Raw genomic sequence first — 18,456 nt, forward strand, 5'->3', positions numbered from 1 at the left:
CGCCCCCATACCGCACGAATCCTTCGTGCCCTGGGGGTAATGCATGGCCAAGCAGCCCGGACCCGCCTACCGGGGTTCCGCGGACGCTTTCTTCACAGCGCTGTCCACCCCGGTCTCCGAGATGGAGAAGGCGTTCACCGCCGCTCTCAAGGAGGCGACGAAACGACAGACGGGTCGACCCGCGACAGCCGGCCAGATGCGGGCGTGGACGAACAGTCTCTCGGCTGTCGCGCGTGACCTGAAGGACGCGGGGCTCGGCAGGCTCGAAGTGCTGGTCGAGTACCCCATGCCTCACAACAGGGTGAGTTCGGCGGACGCCGTTCTCGCGGGCGTCAACCGTCGAACTGGAAAAGACCTGTTCGTGGTGGTCGAGCTCAAGCAGTGGAGCGAGGCGGAGCTCTACGAGGAGGACGAGAAGCTCGTGACGGTTCCGGGTATCCGGGACGGCTACAGCACCCATCCCGCCATCCAGGTCTCGAACTACTGCCAGCAGATCGTCGAGAACTGCAGCGCGGTCGACGGACGGCCCGACGCGGTCGAGGGGGTGGTCTACCTGCACAACGCGACCCGCCAGAGCGTTCGAGGCCTTTTCGAGCTGGCTCTGGACAAAAACGTCCGGCTGTTCACCATGACGGAGCGAAGCGCGTTCATCGAATACCTGAGGGATCGTTTCGAGGACACCGACGGGCACCAGGCTGCGGAGCGACTCCTGAACGGGCGGGTGCAACCGAACCAGCCTCTTCTCAAGAAGGCCGCGAACGTCCTCAAAGGACGGGACAAGTTCATCCTGGTGGACCAGCAGCAGACAGCCTTCGAAACCGTACGTCACGCGGTCGAGGGGGCTTTCGCCGCGAACACCAAGCGGGTCGTCACCATCACCGGCGGACCGGGAAGCGGCAAAACCGCCGTGGCCGTGGAACTGCTGCACTACATGGCCGAGGCCAACCGGCGCGTGTGGTACGCCACCGGTTCCAGGGCCTTCACCGAGACGATGCGCCGCTTCGTCACCGGGAGCGACAAGGATCTCAAGAACCTCTTCAAGTACTTCAACGACTTCGCGTCCTCCGGTCCCAACGAGGCGGACATCCTGATCGCCGACGAGGCACACCGCGCCCGCCTGAAGTCCTTCGACCGGTTCAGGAAGGACAAATGCAGCCCCAACCCGCAGATCCAGGACCTGATAAACGCGGCGCGGGTTCCTGTCTTCTTCCTCGATGAGCATCAAGTGGTGAAGCCGGGCGAGGTCGGCACGCTCGCCGCCATCAAGTCCTACGCGCAGCAGCTGAACGTCCGCCACCAGCACGTCTCGCTCGAGGGTCAGTGGCGGTGCGGCGGAAGCGTCGCCTACGACCTGTGGGTACGGAGGCTCCTCGGTCTGGGGAGCGAGGACGGCGAGTGGGACGGCGATGCGCCCCCGGAGTCCTGGGTCGGTGACGAGAACTTCGAGGTGGTCGTCGCTCGGTCACCGGCGGACATGGAGGCCATCTTGAGCGCCAAGCTTGCCGACGGCTGGACGGCACGCATGACCGCCGGATTCTGCTGGCCCTGGAACCCTCCCAACCCCGACAAGACCCTCCCCCTCGACGTGAAGCTCGACGGCTGGGAACGCCCCTGGAACGCCAAGAGCACCTCGAAGGTCGGCGACGCTCCCCCGAGCCAGATCTGGGCCTCCTCCCCTGGCGGGTTCGGGCAGATCGGCTGCGTCTACACGGCCCAGGGACTGGAGTTCGACTGGGCCGGAGTGATCATCGGCCCCGACCTCCTGGCCCGGGGCGGCAGGCTCGTCACGGAACGCAAGGGCAGCGAAGACAGGGACCTGATCAAGTCATCCGTCACCGACGAGCAGTTCGACCGCCTGGTCCGCAACACCTACAAGGTGCTGCTGACCAGGGGCCTGGCAGGGGTGGTCCTGTACGCCGACGACCCCGAGACGCAGGAGTTCCTGTCCGAACTGGTGCATCCCATATCGCCAGACAAGTCCTGAAGGCGTATCTGGCGGACAGGGTCCTTCGGTCTCTTCGATAAACAGCGTGGGGTCAGTCTGGCCGATCTCCGCTGACGCGCCGACTGCCTGTCAGGGGCGACTCGTTGCCAGACCTCCTGCCGCTGTCAACGGACCCAGTACGCCGAAGGCCGACGCGCGGCTGAGGTCGTCGTGGTGGGCCTGGTTACGGAAGCTCCGCAGACAGCCGTAGCAGGACGTCTCCTCACCGCAGTCGCAGGCGGACACCCTGGCGTGAGCGGCCTCGACCACACCGTCCAGAGCCTGGGCGATGCGCAGCACGCTCCCCGCTAGCCGGCGTCGTCCTCGTGGCGGCGCCGTTTCCGGGTGGAACGGTGCCAGCGCTCCATGTTGCCCTTGGAGGTTCGGCGCACGTCGTCCCAGCGGGCGCGCTCGGCGAGGTCTCGGAGGTCGTTCACCTCCTCGGCCAGGTCCTTCACCATGGACGGAACCGCGGAGGGCAGGTGGGCCTCCAGTACGTCACCGGCCGCCCGCAGGATCTCGGCGGCCTCCTCGGTCTCGCCCCGGCGGAGGGCGTCGTCAGCCGCGCGCCTGGCCTCCTGTGCCTGCTGGAAGGCGAGCTCCGTCCGCACCTCGGGGGCGGCGATCCGGTCGGCGGCCCGGTCGCCGGGGACGACGTCGACCACGACCTGCACGGTGACCGTGTGGGTGGTCAGCGACGGGATCTCCACATGGGTGAAGGACAGCTCGGCGACGCTGACCGGCCCCAGCGAGGGCATTCCCGGCACGGCGAAGCGCAACAGCAGGCGACGGGTCTCCCCCGCGTGGAAATCCCCGAGGTCGACCATCAGCGAGCCGTCGGCGAGCCGGTTCGAGGGCAGGTGCCCGAAGATGTGGACCTCCCGCACCGGCTCACGCGGGTGGATGGTCATCGACGCGGCCTGGGCGACCTTGGCCAGCAGGTTGTCGGCTTCGGCCGCGATCAGCCTGGTGGCCGTGTCGGGGTCCTCGGCGAACAGCGCGCTGCCGGTTCCTCTGTCCGCCACCGTGGCGAGCAGGTGCTCGTCGTAGCCGAGGCCGTAGCCGAGGGTCGTGGTGACCACGCCGTTTCCGTAGGCGTTCCCGGCGATCTCACCGAGCAGGTCGTGATCGACGATTCCGGCGTTGGCGTGCCCGTCGGAGATCAGCAGAAGTGTGGCGCCCCGGTCCGCGGAGGCGCGGCGGGTCTCCTGGACGCCTCGGAGCAGGCCGCTGGAGAGATCCGTCGATCCCGCGGGGCCGATGGCCGCGATGGCACGCCGTACGGCCCGCTTGTCGGCGAGGGGCCCGGCGGCCACCTCGACGCGGGCGGAGGACTCGAAGGTGACGACACCGAAGTTGTCCGTCGGATCCAGCCGATCCACCAGTGCGAGCAGCGCCTGCTTGGCACCGTCGAGCCGGTCTCCGGCCATGGATCCGCTGCGATCGAGCACGATCTGTAAGGTCGCGGGCGGCCGGGTGGTGGTGGCCGCCCGCGGAGCGGTGATCTCCAGCAGGACGGTGACCTGGTCCTGCGTGTCCAGGGGGATGAGATCCAGATCGAGATGCGCGCTCACACGCATGAATCACTCCTTGAAATCAGTGATCACAACGATTGACAATGTATCGATCAACACATAGTCGGTCAATCGTGTATCGAGTTCACAAAGCCAAGCATGGTGGAGTGATCCCGTCGGCCACACAGGTCCGACCGGGCGACGCCCCGGACTTCCGCCGCCAGGGCCTCGGGGACACAGCCCCGCCAGGCGGGCGCGACAGCGTTCCCGGCCCCCAGACTCACTCCCAAGACCATGTGTGACCGAACGCAGATGGAACCATCTTTCATATTGTGGACTCAGTTCACAGTATGATTTCCTTGTTCATCATGCGATGCGGGTCATGACCGCCTGATCGCCGCTGCCTCCCTCTCGGAAAGCGAGCTTCGCCATGCATGGAAACCAGCAGCCCCAGCAGTACGGCTACGCCCCGTCCCACCCGCACACCGTGATCGTGCAGAAGAGGGGCGGCGGCTGCCTGCGCGCGGTCCTCATCGGCGCGGCCGTACTGGCGGTTCTGGTGGTCGCCGGCACGCTCCTCGGCAGGGGCGGCGGAACGTCCACAGGTTCCGGCGGCACCACGACCGCGCAGGCCACCGACACCTCCGACCAGGCCGACAAGCCGGTGGAGACGGACAAGCCCGTGGAGGCGGAGAAGCCAGGCATCGGTGACACGGTCAAGGACGGCAAGTTCTCCTTCAAGGTCACCAAGGTCGAGACGGGCGTCAAGCGGGTCGGCGGCGAGTATGTCGGGTCGGACGCCCAGGGCCAGTACGTCCTGGTGCACATCACTGTCAAGAACATCGGTGACGAGGCCCAGCTGTTCAGCGACTCGTCGCAGAAGCTCATCGACGTCAAGAACAGGGAGTACGACACCGACAGCGGTGCCGCCGCCCTCAACCTGAAGAACTCAAACGCCTTCCTCAACACCATCAATCCCGGCAACACGGTCCGTGGAATCCTGCTCTTCGACGTCCCCACGTCCTTCAAGAGCAAGGCCGTCGAGCTGCACGACTCCCCGTTCTCCGACGGTGTGGAGGTCTCACTGCGATGACACGCCGCAGGGAAGTGGTCTCATTACGGGAACGCCCCATTCCTTGAAACCTCACGACCACTGAAGTTCGGAGTTCCATGTTGATCGCGCAGCGCTACGAACTGCACCGCCCGATAGGCCGTGGCGGCATGGGGGAGCTCTGGGAAGGCGTCGACGTCCGCCTGAACCGTCGGGTGGCCGTCAAACGCGTCCGGCGGGACCGGATCACCGAGGAGTCCGTCCGGCGATTCAGGCGTGAGGCCCGGATCATGGCTTTGCTCCGTCATCCCGGTGTGCCCACCATCCACGACTTCGGGGAGGACGACTACGGGTTCTTCCTGGTGATGGAGTTCGTCGACGGCTGGACCGTCACACATGTGCTCGACGCGCACGAGAGGCTCTCCGTTCCGTGGACCGCCCTGATCGGAGCACAGCTCTGTGCCGTGCTGTCGGCGGCACATGACCGCTCACTTGTCCATCGCGATCTGAAACCGGGCAATCTCATGCTCCGCCGCGACGCGACCCTCGTCCTGCTGGACTTCGGTGTCGCGACCGTTCTGGGTTCACCTGACTTCTCGGTGATCACCGGAACACTGGGAGCGCCGGGAACCGATCGGTACACGGCTCCCGAACAGGCCTACGACGGCAGGACCAACGCTCTGACCGACCTGTACTCGGTGGGCTGTGTCCTCTACGAGATGCTCACCGGGCGGTGGGTCTTCCAGGCGACAGACCGCGTCGCCGAGGTCGGCGGACATCTCGGCCTCGCTCCGGTGCGCCCCACGGCGCTGCTGGGGGCCTCGGTGCCCGTGGAACTCGACGCGCTGGTGATGTCGCTGCTGGAGAAGGAACCCGACCGGCGCCCGCAACGCGCCGACGAGGTCTTTCACCGGCTCCTGCCCTTCGTGCGGGACCTGCCGCCGCTGCCCGGCGTGGTCGATCGCGTGAGGAAGCCGATCCACCTGTACGCCCAGGCGGTGTCCCAGGTCGGCTGGTGACGCCGTCAGTCGGTGCCCTCGTCAGTTGGTGCCCCCATCAGTCGGCACCCCTGTCAGTCGGTGACGCCGTCAGTTGGTGACCTCCAGCATCACCTCGGCGGCCGTCGGCCGGTCTCGCGGGTCCTTGGCCAGGCAGGCGGCCACCGGAGCCTGCAGTGCCACGGGCAGCACGGACAGGTCCGGGTGATGGCTGACGATCATTTTGAAGACGGCCGGCTGGGAGGCGGCGCCGAAGGCGTGCCTGCCCGTGGCGCCGAAGAGCATGGTCGCCCCCCAGCTGAAGATGTCGGACGCCGGTCCGACCGGCTCACCGGAGATCTGCTCGGGCGACATGTAGATCAGGGTGCCCTTGAGACCGCCCGAGGTCATCGTGATCTGGTCGAGCGCTCTGGCGATCCCGAAGTCGATCACCCGAGGGCCGTCCTGGCCGATCAGAACATTGGCCGGCTTGAAGTCCCGGTGCACGATGCCGGCGGCGTGAATGCCCTTGAGCGCCGCCGCCGTCCCGATGGCCAACCGGGTCAGGCCGTCGCCGCCCCTCGGCCCCTCGGTCCTGACCAGCCGTTCCAGGGAGGGGCCGGGCACGTATTCGCTGACGATGTAGGCCAGGTCGTCGACGACGCCGACGTCGATCACCTTCGCCGTGGCGAAGGGACGCACCCGGCGGGCCATGGTGGCCTCCCTGATGAAGCTCTCGCGTTCGGCCGCACCACCGATGATCCGATTGTGCAGCACCTTGATCGCCACCGGCTGCCCGTCCGGGCCGTGCGCGAGATAGACCGCCCCCTGGCCCCCCTCGCCGATCTTCCGGATCAGTGGATACGGCCCGATCCTGTTGAAGGGGTGGGAAACGGACTCACCGCCCATGCTGTTCCACGAGGGCGTGGAGACCGACCGGGAGACCGGCGGAGCCTGGGCCGGGGCGGCGTGAGCCTGGTAGGACGGTGGCGGAGCGGTCGAAGGCCGGTACGGCGACGACGAGGCGCTCGAAGGCCGATACGGCGGTGGTGAGGCGGGCGGAGCATGGTGCGGCGGTGGCGGCACGGGGCTGTGGCTCCAGACCGCCGAGGGGATATGGGGCCTCGTCCGGGGCCGGAAAACGGCTGATCGGAGAATGAGCGTGTGCACCGTGCCGCCCAGCCAGCCCGTAAGGATCCAGACTCCCACCACCATGTCGACCACCGGCTCCTTGGTCGCGGGATTGTTGTCGCTGAAGGCCGCCGTAATGGTGAAGTACACGATCAGCAATACGCCGTAGACGCCGGCCGCGAAGCCTAAATTCCGGCTTTTCAGGCGCAACGCGGCGTGTCCGACGATGCAGGGAGTCGCGAATCCGCAGGTGTACAGCGGCGCCAACGCCCAGACCAGGCTGAGTGGAAAGCCTCGCCATGAAGGCCGGTCAGGAATACGTCCGCCGGTGTTGTGGTGATAGTGGGCGGGACCACTCGCGGGGGACACATCGCAAATGATACGGATCGGTCGGGCCCGGGTGGAGAAAGCCATGCGAACGGCACGCGGGCAGGTGTGGACGGGCGGACATGAGTCACCGGGGCGACCTCTGGGCGAGCTGTGACGAGCCCCCTGAGGAGGCCGCCCGGTGGTTTCAGGCGCCGAGCTGGCGGGTGATCGACGGGTCGGTGATGGAGGTGTCGTCGGCCAGCAGGAAGGCCTTGGACAGGATGACCGAGAGCATGCCGCCGTCCTCCTCGAAGGGCAGGAAGACGGACGCGGTTTCGCGGTCGTGGCCGGGGACGATGCACAGGTAGGCGTCGTTGGGCTCCATCAGGATGTTGCCCGAGCCCAGGTGGATCCGGTAGGTCCGCAGGTCGCCGCGCACCCGCAGGAAGCGGTCGGTGAGCTCGGCCCGGTCGGCGATCCGGAGGCGGGGCAGCAGGCGGGTGAGCGCGTCGCGCCGGGTCTGGGCGGTCTCGGTGAGCTCGCCGAACCCGTAGGAGTGCCAGTAGTCCTCGTGGCCTCCGGTCGCCTGTTCGTCGAGGCCGACCGAGGTGACGCCCACGGCCAGGTCGGCGTCGCGGAGCACCTCCGACAGCACCAGCGGCGGCACCTCGGTCAGCGGGACGCCCTCGCGGTAGGCGTAGCCGTAGTGGTCGACGGCGTCCTGCCCGTCCCGGTGGAAACGGATCTGCTCGCTGACACAGAAGGAGGCGGAGCCCCAGCCGTCGGCCTCCGGGTCGCCCGTTATGCGGATGTTCCAGCGGGCCTGCCAGCCGGACAGCTCCTTGACGGCGTCGCTCTGGCTGCCGAGGTCGTAGTCCCAGTGGCCGATCGACAGGTCGGTCCAGCCGCGCTGGTTCAGCAGCGCCTTGGCCTGGCCGTAGCGCAACACGTGTCCAGCGAAGCGCTTGGAGTGGGTGCGGGTCCGTTCCTCGGCCGGGGTCAGCAGGTAGACCTCGCGGAAGGCCTGCTTGTACGGCTGGCGCACCCCGCGCTCCAGCAGGTGGTCACGCCAGGCCCGCACGTCCTCGGCCGCCTCGCGGATCGGGTGCCACAGCAGGACCGGTGTGTCGGGGTACGGCTGGATCCTGCGGCCGCGCGGGTCGGTGAGCTCCCATCCGGAATCGGTCCTGACGGGGACTCCCGCCGGGCCCTGGAGGATCTGCCAGATCAGGTTCCTGGCGTACAGGCCGGTGACCGGGTGGTCGAGGAAGAACTCCGTCACCTCGTGCCAGCGCCAGATCCGTTCCTCGATCAGCGCCCGCTCCAGCCGGAACCGCTCGGCCGGCAGCGCCTGCTTGAGCTCCTTCAGCGTGGCCTTGAGCTCGGCGAGCGCGGGATCCCTGCGGATGGCCTGCGGGGCCGACTTGACGCTTCTGCCCGCCGGGTTGACGAACCGCAGCGCGGGACCGTCGGCGCAGAGCCGTACGAGGCAGTCGCCGATTTTCTCCTCCCGCACCCCGTCCTGGCCGAGCCCGAAGGCCGGCACGGTCCGGTCGAGCAGCCGCTCACGGCTGAGGCCCGCCTGAGCGGCCACCGCGTCCAGGGCGTGCGCCACGTTGGCCAGCACCGTCTTCTTACGGACCTTGACCTGGACCCTGGCCAGTGCCGCGACCGTGTCCAGCCCGCCACGGCGGGCCAGGACGTTCACGGCGGCGTTGGCGAGCATCTCGCTGCGGCAGTTGGCGCCCGATCCGCCGATGCCGGTGCCGCAGGTCAGGGCGAGGTCGCCGAGGAGCTGGGGCACCCACGGCTCGTCGATCAGCTCGCAGGTCCACACCATGCCACGCACCGGTACGGCGGTGCGTCCGTGCAGGAAGACGGTCTCCTGCCACTCGTGACCGTTGGCGGCGACATGATCGATCGTCTTCTCCCGGTGCGCCGCCACCAAGGGAAGGATCTCGCGGATGAGGCCGACGGCCTCGGGCGTCAACAGCGTCCGAGCGGTCTTGAGCCATCTGTCGCTGGGCTTGGCGGGGCGGGCGGCGCTCCAGTGGCGCAGCAGGGGCAGGACCGCGGGATCGGCCAGGCGGGAGCCGTACTTCTCGGCCAGCGTGCGAGCGACGTCGTCGCAGTCCCAGATCACGTTCCGCACCACGCCAGCCGGGCCGTGCTCGGGAGGTTCGGTCAGCAGCTCCTCCAGCTGCTCGTGCACAGTCTCCCAGACCGGCCTGTGGTCACGGTGAAACCAGGACGGCGTGTCTCCCAGGATGCGGCGGCGGTCGGTGTGGTCCAGCCGCCGGGCCGCGGCGAGCGGAATCCGGTACAGCTCCGGATAGTTGGTGTGCCGCCAGATCATCAGCACGTTGGCGGCTTCCCAGAGGAAGCGGACGTCCTCAGCCGTCCACGGGCTGTCGCCGTCGGCGGCGAACCGGGTCGCGCGCAGGACGCGCTCGTCGTGGTCGTGGCCTCCCTCCGCTCCCCTGGCGAGCCGCAGTTGCGCCCAGCGGCCGAACAGCCGCGGGTCACCCCCCTCGTCGGCGGGCTCCCGCCCCGCCTCGAAGGCCGCGTCGAAGCGGGCGAAGGCCTCCAGGGTCAACGGATCCAGGTTTTCGACCATGTAGCTGTGACATTGCGCGAAATCGTCGACGGCCCCCATGCTCAGCCCCCGACCAGCGGCACGAGCTTGACGAACGACACGACCGGGTCGACGGTCAGGTCGATCATCTCGGACAGGTCGTCGATCTGACGCTCCCCGACCAGCAGCAGGAAGCCGTTGCGCTGAAACGCCCGCTCGGCGGCGTCCGCCTGACGCTCCCAGTCGATCCGCCGCTTCTCGCCCATCCGGTAGCCGTTCAGCTCCACCTCGGCGTCCACGGGACGGACCAGGCCGGTGAACCGGACGGAGGGAGCGGCGTTGTAGCGGGCGACCTCCTCACGGACGCGGAGCCGTACGAGCTCCCGCGCCGAAATGCTCTCCGGCAGGTCGGGGAGCGAGAACTCCTCTATCGGCTTTCCCATCGCGGTCTCGTCCCGGAAGGTGACCGTTGCCATCCCGCAGCTCCACAAGTCATCGGAATCATTGTGATGGCCATCAGTAGCATTGGCAGCCGACAGAAAATCCGATGCCGCAGTCGCCGGGGGAGCTCCCGCCTCTCCGCCGGGCCTTCCGTGCGCTCCCGTCGCGAAGCCCTGCCCCGGACTCACCCTTGGAGCACCGCGGCGAAGGCCTCAGCCTTTCGACCTCGGGCGGCTAGTCGAAGTAGCCCGACGCCATGCTGCGGGGACCGTTGCCTCGCGGATCGTTGTCCTCTTCCCACTGCCGGTCGCGCTCCCGGTCGCGGCGCAGGCTGTCGGCGTCGCCACGGGCGAAGCCGAGGAACATGAGGACCGGCGCGAGAATCACCAGAAGCCCCACGGCCCACATGAACGCGTACGCGGCCACGATGACGACCACGACTGTGCTGACGATGTCGCACAAGATCCGCCAGCCGCGCGGCAGCCCGTTGCGCCAGGCGATGTATCGCCGGCCGAGTTTGGAACGTCTACCGAGTTTGGGCCGTTTTCCGTTCTTGTGTGCCACGCCAATCCCTTCCGCGATGAGGGCGACAAACGCGGTGAACGGAGAAACGCGACCAGTCCACCGGGTTTTTCCAACACGTCACCGACACTCTGACGCGCCAGAACGCAAGATCGACATCAAAGCCGCGTCATCCAGCCACGCCTGCTTCGAGGGAAGATGAACGACGTATCCCCACCTCAACAGCATGGGGATAAAACCAAACAAGCCAATGAGAATCATAGAAAGGCGGCCGGATACCTAGTTTTCCGAAACTACCACACCAAGCTCGCCCCAAACCGTAGAACAGCCCCACCCGTCGTGGCCCGCCACGCGAGTGAACCCCACCTCGCCTCCCACGGACGACCGGCGCCGAACCGCCTCCCGGCCGTCCGAAACGGCCAGTGAGACATCAATAGAAAAATCCGGCTATATGACCTAAATCCGCAATTAAGGAATCAGCCCCACGGCCGGGTGATGCGATTTCTCCGGCCGGCCAGGCGCACCGCCACCTGGATGTTTCTCGGACGTCGTGCGGCGCCGTACACGACCGCTCGCGGGATCGCCGACAGCTCCCCGTCGAACTCGGTGATACCGGCAGGAACCCTGCACCAACCTCGATGAACCAGCCACGACAGAATGCCGACCATGGAACCCCGCATCGCGATCGCCCCGTCCGTCGACGAGGTCGCGGCTGACAGCCGCGCCAACTCTCCCGACCTCGACCGTCTGCGTTCCGGCATCACGGAGGCCGTGTCGCGTGGCGGCGGTGTCAACGTCCCGTTCGCCGAGGCGAACGGGCTGGTGTGGCTCGTGCCCGGGGAGCCGGAGCGGCTCGGGGCGGTGCTGGACGGGCACCCCGGGATCGGGTGGGTGCAGTTCCCGTGGGCGGGGGTGGAGAGGTTCGCCCCGTCGGGGGTGTTCCGGCGACCGGTGACCTTCACCTGCGCCAAGGGGTCCTTCGCCGGGCAGGTGAGCGAGCACGCGCTCATGTTGACGCTGACCTGCCTGCGCAACGTCGCCCGGCAGGCGCGGACGCCTCGGTGGTGTTCGGCGGATCCCCGATCCCTGCACGGGCTGAGGGTGACGATCCTCGGCGGGGGTGGCATCGCCTCCGAGCTGGTCCGGCTGCTGCAGCCGTTCGAGTGCCGGGTGACGGTGATCCGGCGGCGACCCGAGAAGGTCGAGGGGGCCGAGGAGACACTGCCCGCCACCGCGCTGCACGCCGTGCTCCCCGAGACCGACGTCCTGGTGCTGGCCCTCGCGCTGACCCCGGAGACGAGGCACGTCGTCGGCGCCGCCGAGCTGGCGCTGCTGCCCGCGCACGCCGTCCTCGTCAACGTCGCGCGGGGTGCGCACATCGACACCGGCGCGCTCGTCGAGGCCCTGCGGGAAGGGAGGATCTCCGCCGCCGGGCTGGACGTGACGGCCCCCGAGCCGTTGCCCGAGGGACATCCGCTGTGGGACGACCCGAGGGTTCTGATCACCTCGCACTGCGCGGACTCGGCGGAGTACGTCACACGGATGCTCTGCGAGCGGGTCGAGCGGAACGTGCGCAGCCTGCGGGCCGGTCGTCCGCTGGAGGGGCTCGTCGATCCCACGGCGGGGTACTGACCTGAACCGGTTCCGATGGGACGAACGGTCCTTGGACGCACTCGATCGGACCGTTCGCTCGAATGCGAGAACGGCGAACCGTGGCACGGATGTCGATCCGCGTCCAGCGGGACCGCGGAGCGACATCGGGTATCCGGGGTTGTGTGCAGTACGACGCAGACACCGTGGCGAGTGGCCCGTTTCAATGAGTCCCGGCAGGAACCACAACGGTTAGACGGGGAGATACCACTATGTCGCGTATGGTGCGCATGCGCCGCTTCCTCACCGCCCTGGCGGTGACCGGGGCCGGCCTGGTCAGCGCCGCCACCTTCACCTCTCCGGTCCACGCGGCCGCAGACGTGATCACCGTCCAGGTCAACTCGCGCACGTTGTTCGTCGTGGGAACGCCCGGCGCCGACGTCGTCAACATCACCGAACTCGAGGGCAAGATCAGCGTGGGCGTCGACTCATCGGTGACGGCCGGCCCCGGATGCGTCAAGACGGCTCCCAAGGTGGTCGACTGCACCGGGACCGGCAGCGGGATCCAGTTCATCGAGGCCAGCACCATCGGCGGCGACGACTCGGTGAACAACCAGACCTCCCTGCAGTCTTCGATGCTGGGCGGGGGCGGCATCGACCGCCTGACCGGCGGCTCCGGCCGGGACGCCCTCAACGGCGGCTCCGGGGACGACGTCCTGACCGGCAACGGCGGCGTCGATGTCGCCAACGGCGCCGCCGGCTTCGACACCTGCAGTGCCGAGACCGAGAGCTCCTGCGAGAAATAGCGTCGCGTCAAGCCACGCTCGCCCCGCGAAGTCGCCATACGACTCGAACCGCCTCACGAACCGAGGACCCCCGGTAGGACGACGGATCGCTCACCTGGTCAGACGTCCACCGCGCCGATCACCCGGGCGGCGGCCAGGTAGGCGGCGAGCAGGCTCTCCGCGACCGCCGCCACCGTCTCCTCCCCCGGCAGGAACTCCGGTGTGTGCAGCCCCGACGCCGTGTCCGTGCCCACGAACAGCATCAGGGACGGCACCGCGGAGCAGAAGTAGGCGAAGTCGTCGGCCCCGCAGGAGCGCAGGGTCGCGGGCACGTGGCGGACCGCGGCGTCCGGGGAGAGGGCGAGCAGCCGGGCGGTCTCCTCGGCGAGGCGGGCGTCGTTGACGAGCACCGGCTCGCCGCGCACGATCAGCACCTCCGCCTCGCAGCCGTGGGCGCGGGCGACGCCGTCGGCGATCACCCGGAACCGCTCGTGGAGCTGCTCGCGCCAGGCCTCGGACATCGTGCGCAGGGTGCCGCGCGCGACGGCGTCGGCCGGGGTCGCGTTGGGGGCGGTGCCCGCGTTCACCGTGCCGAAGGTGACGACGGTCGGCGTCATCGGGTCCGCGTCGCGGCTGACGAGTTGCTGGGCCGCGACGATGATCTGGGCGAGCGCCAGGACCGGGTCCCTGGACAGCTGGGGGTAGGCGGCGTGACCGCCCTGGCCCCGCACGATGAGCGTGAACTCGTCGGCGGAGGCGTTGACGGCCCCCGGGGTGCAGGCCGTCTCACCGGCGGCGAGCACCGGCTGGACGTGCGCGGCGACCATCGCGCCGATCCGGTGCCGCTCGAGCGCACCGGACTCGACGATGTCGAGCGCCCCCGAGGGGTAGGTCTCCTCGCGCGGCTGCAGCACCGCGACCAGCGGAGGGAGCCCCCCTCCCAGGGTCTCCCGCCGCGTGTCTCCCGCGCTCCCCCTCTCCGTCTCCCGCGGTGACCACGTGCTCGCGCCGACTCCGGAACCCTCCGGGGCGCCGGTGCGGTGAGCGGTGTCATCGGCGTTCACCCGGTCGACCGCCCTGGCCAGCGCGACCAGCGCGGCGAGGTGCACGTCGTGGCCGCAGGCGTGCATGGCGCCGTTGCGCGCGGCCCAGGGGACGCCCGTCTCCTCCGTGATCGGCAGGGCGTCCAGCTCACCGCGCACCCCGACGGCGAGCCCCTCGCCGCCGACGCGGACGAGCGCGCCGGTCTCCGCGACGCGTTCCGGCGCGCCGCCCCCGGGCAGCGCGTCGAGGACCCGCTTGAGCGTCGGCTCCTCACTGCCCGAGACGTACGGCTCGGCGTGCAGCTCCCGCCGCAGTTCGCAGGCGCCGGGCAGCTCGGTGGCGAGTGCGGCCCTCAGCCTCTCGTGGACGTCGTTCACACAGCCTCCCCGTTCACGCGCTCTCCCCTTCTCCGGATCACGCCGGTCGTACGGCCCGCCCGGTGAGCCGGCCTGATCTCCCCGCGCCGGAGGGCGCGGACAGCCGTCACGTACCCTCCCCGAGACCGTAGACGCGGCGGGCGTTCTCCGCGCCGATCATCGTGGCGACCCGTACGGCCCGCGCCCGGCTCCACTCCCCGTCCGCGACGAAACCGGACAGGACCCGGGTCATCGCGCGCCGCCAGAGCAGGGCGCCCAGGTGGTGCAGCTCGGCGGGCCCCCAGGCGTCGGAGGAGAAGAGGATCTTGGCGAACGGGGCCAGCTCCAGGCTCTCGGCCACGACGGCCACGCTGCGCGCCCCGGTGTAGTTCACTCCCAGCCCGACGTCGAAGTAGACGTTCGGATAGACCTGGGCGAGGAAGCCCGCGTTGCGGTGGAACGGGTAGCAGTGCAGCAACAGCAGCGAGACGCCGCTGGGCTCGGCCAGCTCGATGAGGCCGCGCAGCAGCAGCGGATCCGAGCGGTGCAGGTCCACGTCCGGGTCGCCGTAGCCGATGTGGAACTGCAGCGGCAGCCCCCGGTCGACGCCCTTCCAGATCAGGTGGCGCAGCAGCACCGGGTCGTCGACGCGGACCGTCCCGGTTCGCTCGGCCGTCCGCAGCCAGCGCCCCGCCGCCGCCGTCACCTCGTTGGGGCTGGGTGGGCGGGGGTCGAGGTCGAGCCCGTGGCGGTAGGCCACGATCGTCTTCAGGCCGCGGGCCGTACGGCTGCGCTCCCACAGCGCCGCCTCGAAGCGGGCGGCGAATCCGGCGGCGTCGGTTCCCTCGGCGACGACGCGTTCGGCGACCGCTTCGAGGCGGACGATCTCGTCGGCCGGGCGTCCCGTGACGGCGGACATCCCGGCCGGGTCCAGGATCTCGTCGCCCCGGTAGCCGGTCTCGACCAGGAAGTGGCCGATCCCGCTGGCGGCGAGCAGACGTCTGTTGACCTCCTCGGTCCCGAGTTCGGCCCGGCGGGCGAGGTAGGTCTCCGGGTCGGCGTGCGGGTCGAGGTCGAGGACGGGCGCGCAGTGCCGCAGGATCGCGAAGCCGATCTGGGAGTCGAACTGGGTCATCCAGGCGGGCACCGGCCTGTCGGACTCGGTGATCAGCTCCTCGAACTGGCGTCTGGAGACGTCCGTGGCGAGCGCGCCGTGCACGTGGTGGTCGACCAGCGGGATCGCCCCGACGGCCCGTTCCATGGCCTCGTCGGCCCCTGAGAAGTCCTGGGCCGACGAGAACCCGGGAGATTCGGGGAACTCAGTGGACATCGGCGATCCTCCGGCAGCGTTCCGTGTCGTCGAGCCCGGCCAGCGCCTCCAGCTCGGCCCTCTTGACCGAAAGATAGGTCGTCAGGAGATCGGCGGGCAGGAAGCCACGCACGACGTCGTCCTTCTCCAGCGCGTCCAGCGCCTCCCGCTGCGACGTCGGCAGCGGCTGCGCGTCCGCGAGCTCCGCCTCGGTGGCCGACTCCGGCCAGACGACGGGCTCGGGGTAGTTTCTGCGGATCCCCTCGAGCCCGGCCCGCAGCAGGACTCCGAGCGCGAGCCAGGGGTTGGCGGTCGCGTCGGCGGCGCGGTACTCGAGGTTGAGCTGGGCTCCGGCGTCCGGTCCCGTTCCGGGGCAGATGCGGAGCATGGCCTCCCGGTTGCGCTCGGCGAGGAACGCCCCGCCCGCGCTCCACCGGTGCGGGGTCAGGCGCAGGAACGAGACGGGGCTCGCGGCGGTCACGGCCGTCAGCGCGGAGGCGTGGCGCAGGATTCCGGCGGACAGGCGCGTTCCCAGCTCCGACAGGCCGCCGGGGCGCGAGGGGTCGTGGAGCGCGGGCCTGCCGTCGGCGTCGCGGAACGACAGGTGGATGTGCACGCCGTTGCCCGAGCCCTCCGGGTCGGGGAGCGGCGCGAAGCCGGCCCGCAACCCCCTGCGCCGGGCGAGGTCGCGGACGAGCTCGCGCAGCAGCACCGCCCTGTCCGCGGCGACGAGCCCGTCGGCCGGGCTGAGCGTTATCTCGTGCTGGGCCTCGCCGTACTCGGGAAGCCATGTCTCCGGCTCGAATCCCGCCTCTTCGAGGAGGGTCACCAGCTCGGAGCCGAACGGTTCGGCGGTGCGGTAGCGCTCGAAGGAGAACGGCGGCGAGGAGGGCAGGCCTGACAGGGTGAACTCGTGCTCGAACGAGGCGACCACGGTGACGCCGAGCTCGGCGCGGAGGTCGGCGACGGCGGAGGCGAGGAATCCTCTGGGGCAGCACTCCCAGGGGGTTCCGTCGGGCAACGTCTGGTCGGCCAGGTAGAGCCGGACGGCCGGGACGTCGCCGTCGGCGGGGATGTCGACGCGTGTGCTCGGGTCGGGCATGAGCCGCAGGTCGCCGGTCGAGCCGAAGACGTTCTCCGCGATCGGCCCGAAGGAGGTGATGGCCAGGTCCGCGGGGACCCATCCGGTCCCACCGCGCAGCAGCGCCTCCTCACGGGAGGCCGGCACGGCACGGCCGCGCAGCTGGGCGGCCAGGTCACAGGTCGCGGCGAAGACGGTGGGCGCTCCGGTCATGGCTGGCCTCTCATCGAACGGGTTCTGCGGTGGGCGGACGGTGCTCTCCCAGGCCGGGTTCGGCCCCGGTCAGCTCGGCGGTGAGGCGCTCGCCGATCCGGCGGGCCAGCTTGGGCGCGGCCAGCACGGCCGCCAGCCCCGCCAGGCACCAGGCCGCGGCGACCCACGGGAAGAAGCTGAGCGGGCTGGCCTGCCCCACCGACTGGTTGTAGAAGACGAAGCACAGGTAGGCGATGGCGAGCACCGGTATGACGATCTCGTGCTTCGGGATCCGCCCGCGCCCGGAGAGGATGAACGCGATCACCCCCGCCCCGGCGACCGCGTACGCCACCAGCAGGCACAGCACGCCGAGCGTGGCGAACCAGTAGTAGGCGTCGAAGGCGGAGACGCCGGTCAGGTCGAGGACCACGTCACCGGCCAGGGCGACGACCAGCGCGGTCACCAGTGCGACGGTCGGCGTTCCGGTGCGCCGGTCGGTGCGGGCCAGCGCCGAGGGGCCGAAGCCGTCCCTGGCCAGGGCGAACATGAGCCTGCTGGCGGCGGCGGTCGAGCTGATCGAGGCGGCGAACGCGGAGGCGACCGCGGTGAAGGCGATGACCAGCGAGAACCAGGTTCCGATGTAGCTCTGCGCGAGCGCCGACAGGGAGGACTCCGAGCCGGAGAAGGCGGCGACGCCCTTCTCCCCCGTGCCGAAGCCGATGGTCTGGGCGAACATCACGAAGACGTACAGACCGCCGGTGAGCAGCACGCTTCCCGCCAGGGCGCGGGGCACGTTGCGGCGCGGATCGGCGGTCTCCTCGCCCAGCGACGCGCACGCCTCGAAGCCCGCCCACGACAGGAAGGCGAACACGGTGGCGGTCATGACCGCGCTCATCGTGGTGCCGCCGAGGCCGAACACCGACAGGTCGAGGGTCTGCCCGCCGGGCGCGTGCCCGGTCCCGGTGCGCAGGACGATGACGGCGCTGAGCACGAGCATGCCGACGATGCCGACGCCCTCGACGATCAGCAGGGTGCGCGCGGTGACGCGGGACTCCCGGGAGTTCACCGCCCAGACGCCGACGCACGCCACGGCGGCCACGGCGAACCAGGGGACGTGCAGGGAGAATCCCAGCGCGGCGGCGAACGCCTCGGCGAACACGGCGGTCGCGGCCAGCGTGCACACCGCGAAGAAGACGTAGGTTCCCAGCAGCGCGAACCCGCCGAAGAACCCGGCCCTGGGGCCCAGGGTCACCCCGGCCAGGGCGTAGACGGACCCCGCGTGGTTGAAGTGCCTGGTCAGCCGTACGAACCCGTAGGCGACCAGCGCCACGCCGACGAGGCCCAGGACGAAGACCAGTGGCACGGCCTTGCCGACCGTGGCCGCGACGCCCGCGCCGTTCAGCGCCATGGCGAGGGTGGGCCCCATGAGCCCGACGGACAGGGCCAGTGCTTCCCACAGGCGTAGCTTGCGTGGCGGGCGCAGTTCTTCGGTCACGGCACCTCCTGATGGTGACGACGGCGCCGGCGGCGAACGCGACCAGCACGTGTGGATGAAACATAGCTTTCATAAAGAGCATCAACAAGAATTCATGAAA

Annotated in this window: 15 protein-coding genes; 5 read left to right on the top strand and 10 right to left on the bottom strand. The window is 69.5% G+C overall.

The features are described from left to right. The first annotated feature begins 43 nt into the window (after positions 1-43). The gene (locus PKF00_RS32650; protein WP_271221553.1) at positions 44-1,984 is read left to right on the top strand and encodes a DUF2075 domain-containing protein; all 1,941 of its coding nucleotides are present in this window, start codon (positions 44-46) and stop codon (positions 1,982-1,984) included. A gap of 90 nt (positions 1,985-2,074) precedes the next feature. On the opposite strand, the gene PKF00_RS32655 is transcribed toward PKF00_RS32650, so the two are convergent. Together PKF00_RS32655 and PKF00_RS32660 are read right to left on the bottom strand one after the other, a co-directional pair. Then, positions 2,075-2,284 carry a hypothetical protein gene (locus PKF00_RS32655; protein WP_271221554.1) on the bottom strand — a complete coding sequence of 70 codons (210 nt, stop codon included), beginning with the start codon at positions 2,282-2,284 and terminating at the stop codon, positions 2,075-2,077. Between the two features lie 8 nt (positions 2,285-2,292). Further along, complete coding sequence (locus PKF00_RS32660; RefSeq protein ID WP_271221555.1) at positions 2,293-3,564, bottom strand: VWA domain-containing protein; 1,272 nt, start codon at positions 3,562-3,564, stop codon at positions 2,293-2,295. A 364-nt stretch (positions 3,565-3,928) separates the two neighbouring features. Between PKF00_RS32660 and PKF00_RS32665 the strand changes: the two genes are divergently transcribed. After that, complete coding sequence (locus tag PKF00_RS32665; RefSeq protein WP_271221556.1) at positions 3,929-4,591, top strand: DUF4352 domain-containing protein; 663 nt, start codon at positions 3,929-3,931, stop codon at positions 4,589-4,591. Positions 4,592-4,668: 77 nt separating this feature from the next. Then, the gene (locus PKF00_RS32670) at positions 4,669-5,568 is read left to right on the top strand and encodes a serine/threonine-protein kinase (RefSeq protein ID WP_271221557.1); all 900 of its coding nucleotides are present in this window, start codon (positions 4,669-4,671) and stop codon (positions 5,566-5,568) included. A 69-nt stretch (positions 5,569-5,637) separates the two neighbouring features. On the opposite strand, the gene PKF00_RS32675 is transcribed toward PKF00_RS32670, so the two are convergent. From PKF00_RS32675 to PKF00_RS32690, 4 genes are all read right to left on the bottom strand, one after another. After that, on the bottom strand, positions 5,638-6,924 hold the full coding sequence (locus tag PKF00_RS32675) for a serine/threonine-protein kinase (protein WP_271221558.1): 1,287 nt from the start codon (positions 6,922-6,924) through the stop codon (positions 5,638-5,640). Between the two features lie 247 nt (positions 6,925-7,171). Beyond that, a complete protein-coding gene (locus PKF00_RS32680) occupies positions 7,172-9,583 on the bottom strand; it encodes a DUF4132 domain-containing protein (protein WP_271221559.1) in 2,412 nt (803 codons plus the stop codon). 41 nt (positions 9,584-9,624) lie between these two features. Next, positions 9,625-10,017, bottom strand: coding sequence for a hypothetical protein (locus PKF00_RS32685; RefSeq protein ID WP_271221560.1), 393 nt, complete (start codon positions 10,015-10,017; stop codon positions 9,625-9,627). Between the two features lie 199 nt (positions 10,018-10,216). Continuing rightward, positions 10,217-10,546, bottom strand: coding sequence for a hypothetical protein (locus PKF00_RS32690; protein WP_271221561.1), 330 nt, complete (start codon positions 10,544-10,546; stop codon positions 10,217-10,219). A 624-nt stretch (positions 10,547-11,170) separates the two neighbouring features. Between PKF00_RS32690 and PKF00_RS32695 the strand changes: the two genes are divergently transcribed. Continuing rightward, the gene (locus PKF00_RS32695; RefSeq protein ID WP_271221562.1) at positions 11,171-12,136 is read left to right on the top strand and encodes a D-isomer specific 2-hydroxyacid dehydrogenase family protein; all 966 of its coding nucleotides are present in this window, start codon (positions 11,171-11,173) and stop codon (positions 12,134-12,136) included. Positions 12,137-12,366: 230 nt separating this feature from the next. Continuing rightward, on the top strand, positions 12,367-12,900 hold the full coding sequence (locus tag PKF00_RS32700; protein ID WP_271221563.1) for a calcium-binding protein: 534 nt from the start codon (positions 12,367-12,369) through the stop codon (positions 12,898-12,900). A gap of 98 nt (positions 12,901-12,998) precedes the next feature. Here PKF00_RS32700 and PKF00_RS32705 read toward each other — a convergent pair whose 3' ends face one another. The 4 genes from PKF00_RS32705 to PKF00_RS32720 form a co-directional block, all read right to left on the bottom strand. Continuing rightward, positions 12,999-14,300, bottom strand: coding sequence for a M20 metallopeptidase family protein (locus PKF00_RS32705; RefSeq protein ID WP_271221564.1), 1,302 nt, complete (start codon positions 14,298-14,300; stop codon positions 12,999-13,001). A gap of 106 nt (positions 14,301-14,406) precedes the next feature. Next, positions 14,407-15,609 (bottom strand): amidohydrolase family protein, encoded by a 1,203-nt coding sequence (locus PKF00_RS32710; RefSeq protein ID WP_271221565.1) that lies wholly within the window; start codon positions 15,607-15,609, stop codon positions 14,407-14,409. Further along, on the bottom strand, positions 15,599-16,882 hold the full coding sequence (locus tag PKF00_RS32715; protein ID WP_271221566.1) for a glutamine synthetase family protein: 1,284 nt from the start codon (positions 16,880-16,882) through the stop codon (positions 15,599-15,601). Before PKF00_RS32715 ends, PKF00_RS32710 begins: the two co-directional genes overlap by 11 nt. 10 nt (positions 16,883-16,892) lie before the next feature. Further along, positions 16,893-18,356: an APC family permease gene (locus tag PKF00_RS32720; protein ID WP_271221567.1), complete on the bottom strand. Its 1,464-nt coding sequence runs from the start codon at positions 18,354-18,356 to the stop codon at positions 16,893-16,895. Positions 18,357-18,456: the final 100 nt, after the last annotated feature.

Source organism: Streptosporangium carneum (assembly GCF_027922005.1).
GTDB classification, from domain to species: domain Bacteria; phylum Actinomycetota; class Actinomycetes; order Streptosporangiales; family Streptosporangiaceae; genus Streptosporangium; species Streptosporangium carneum.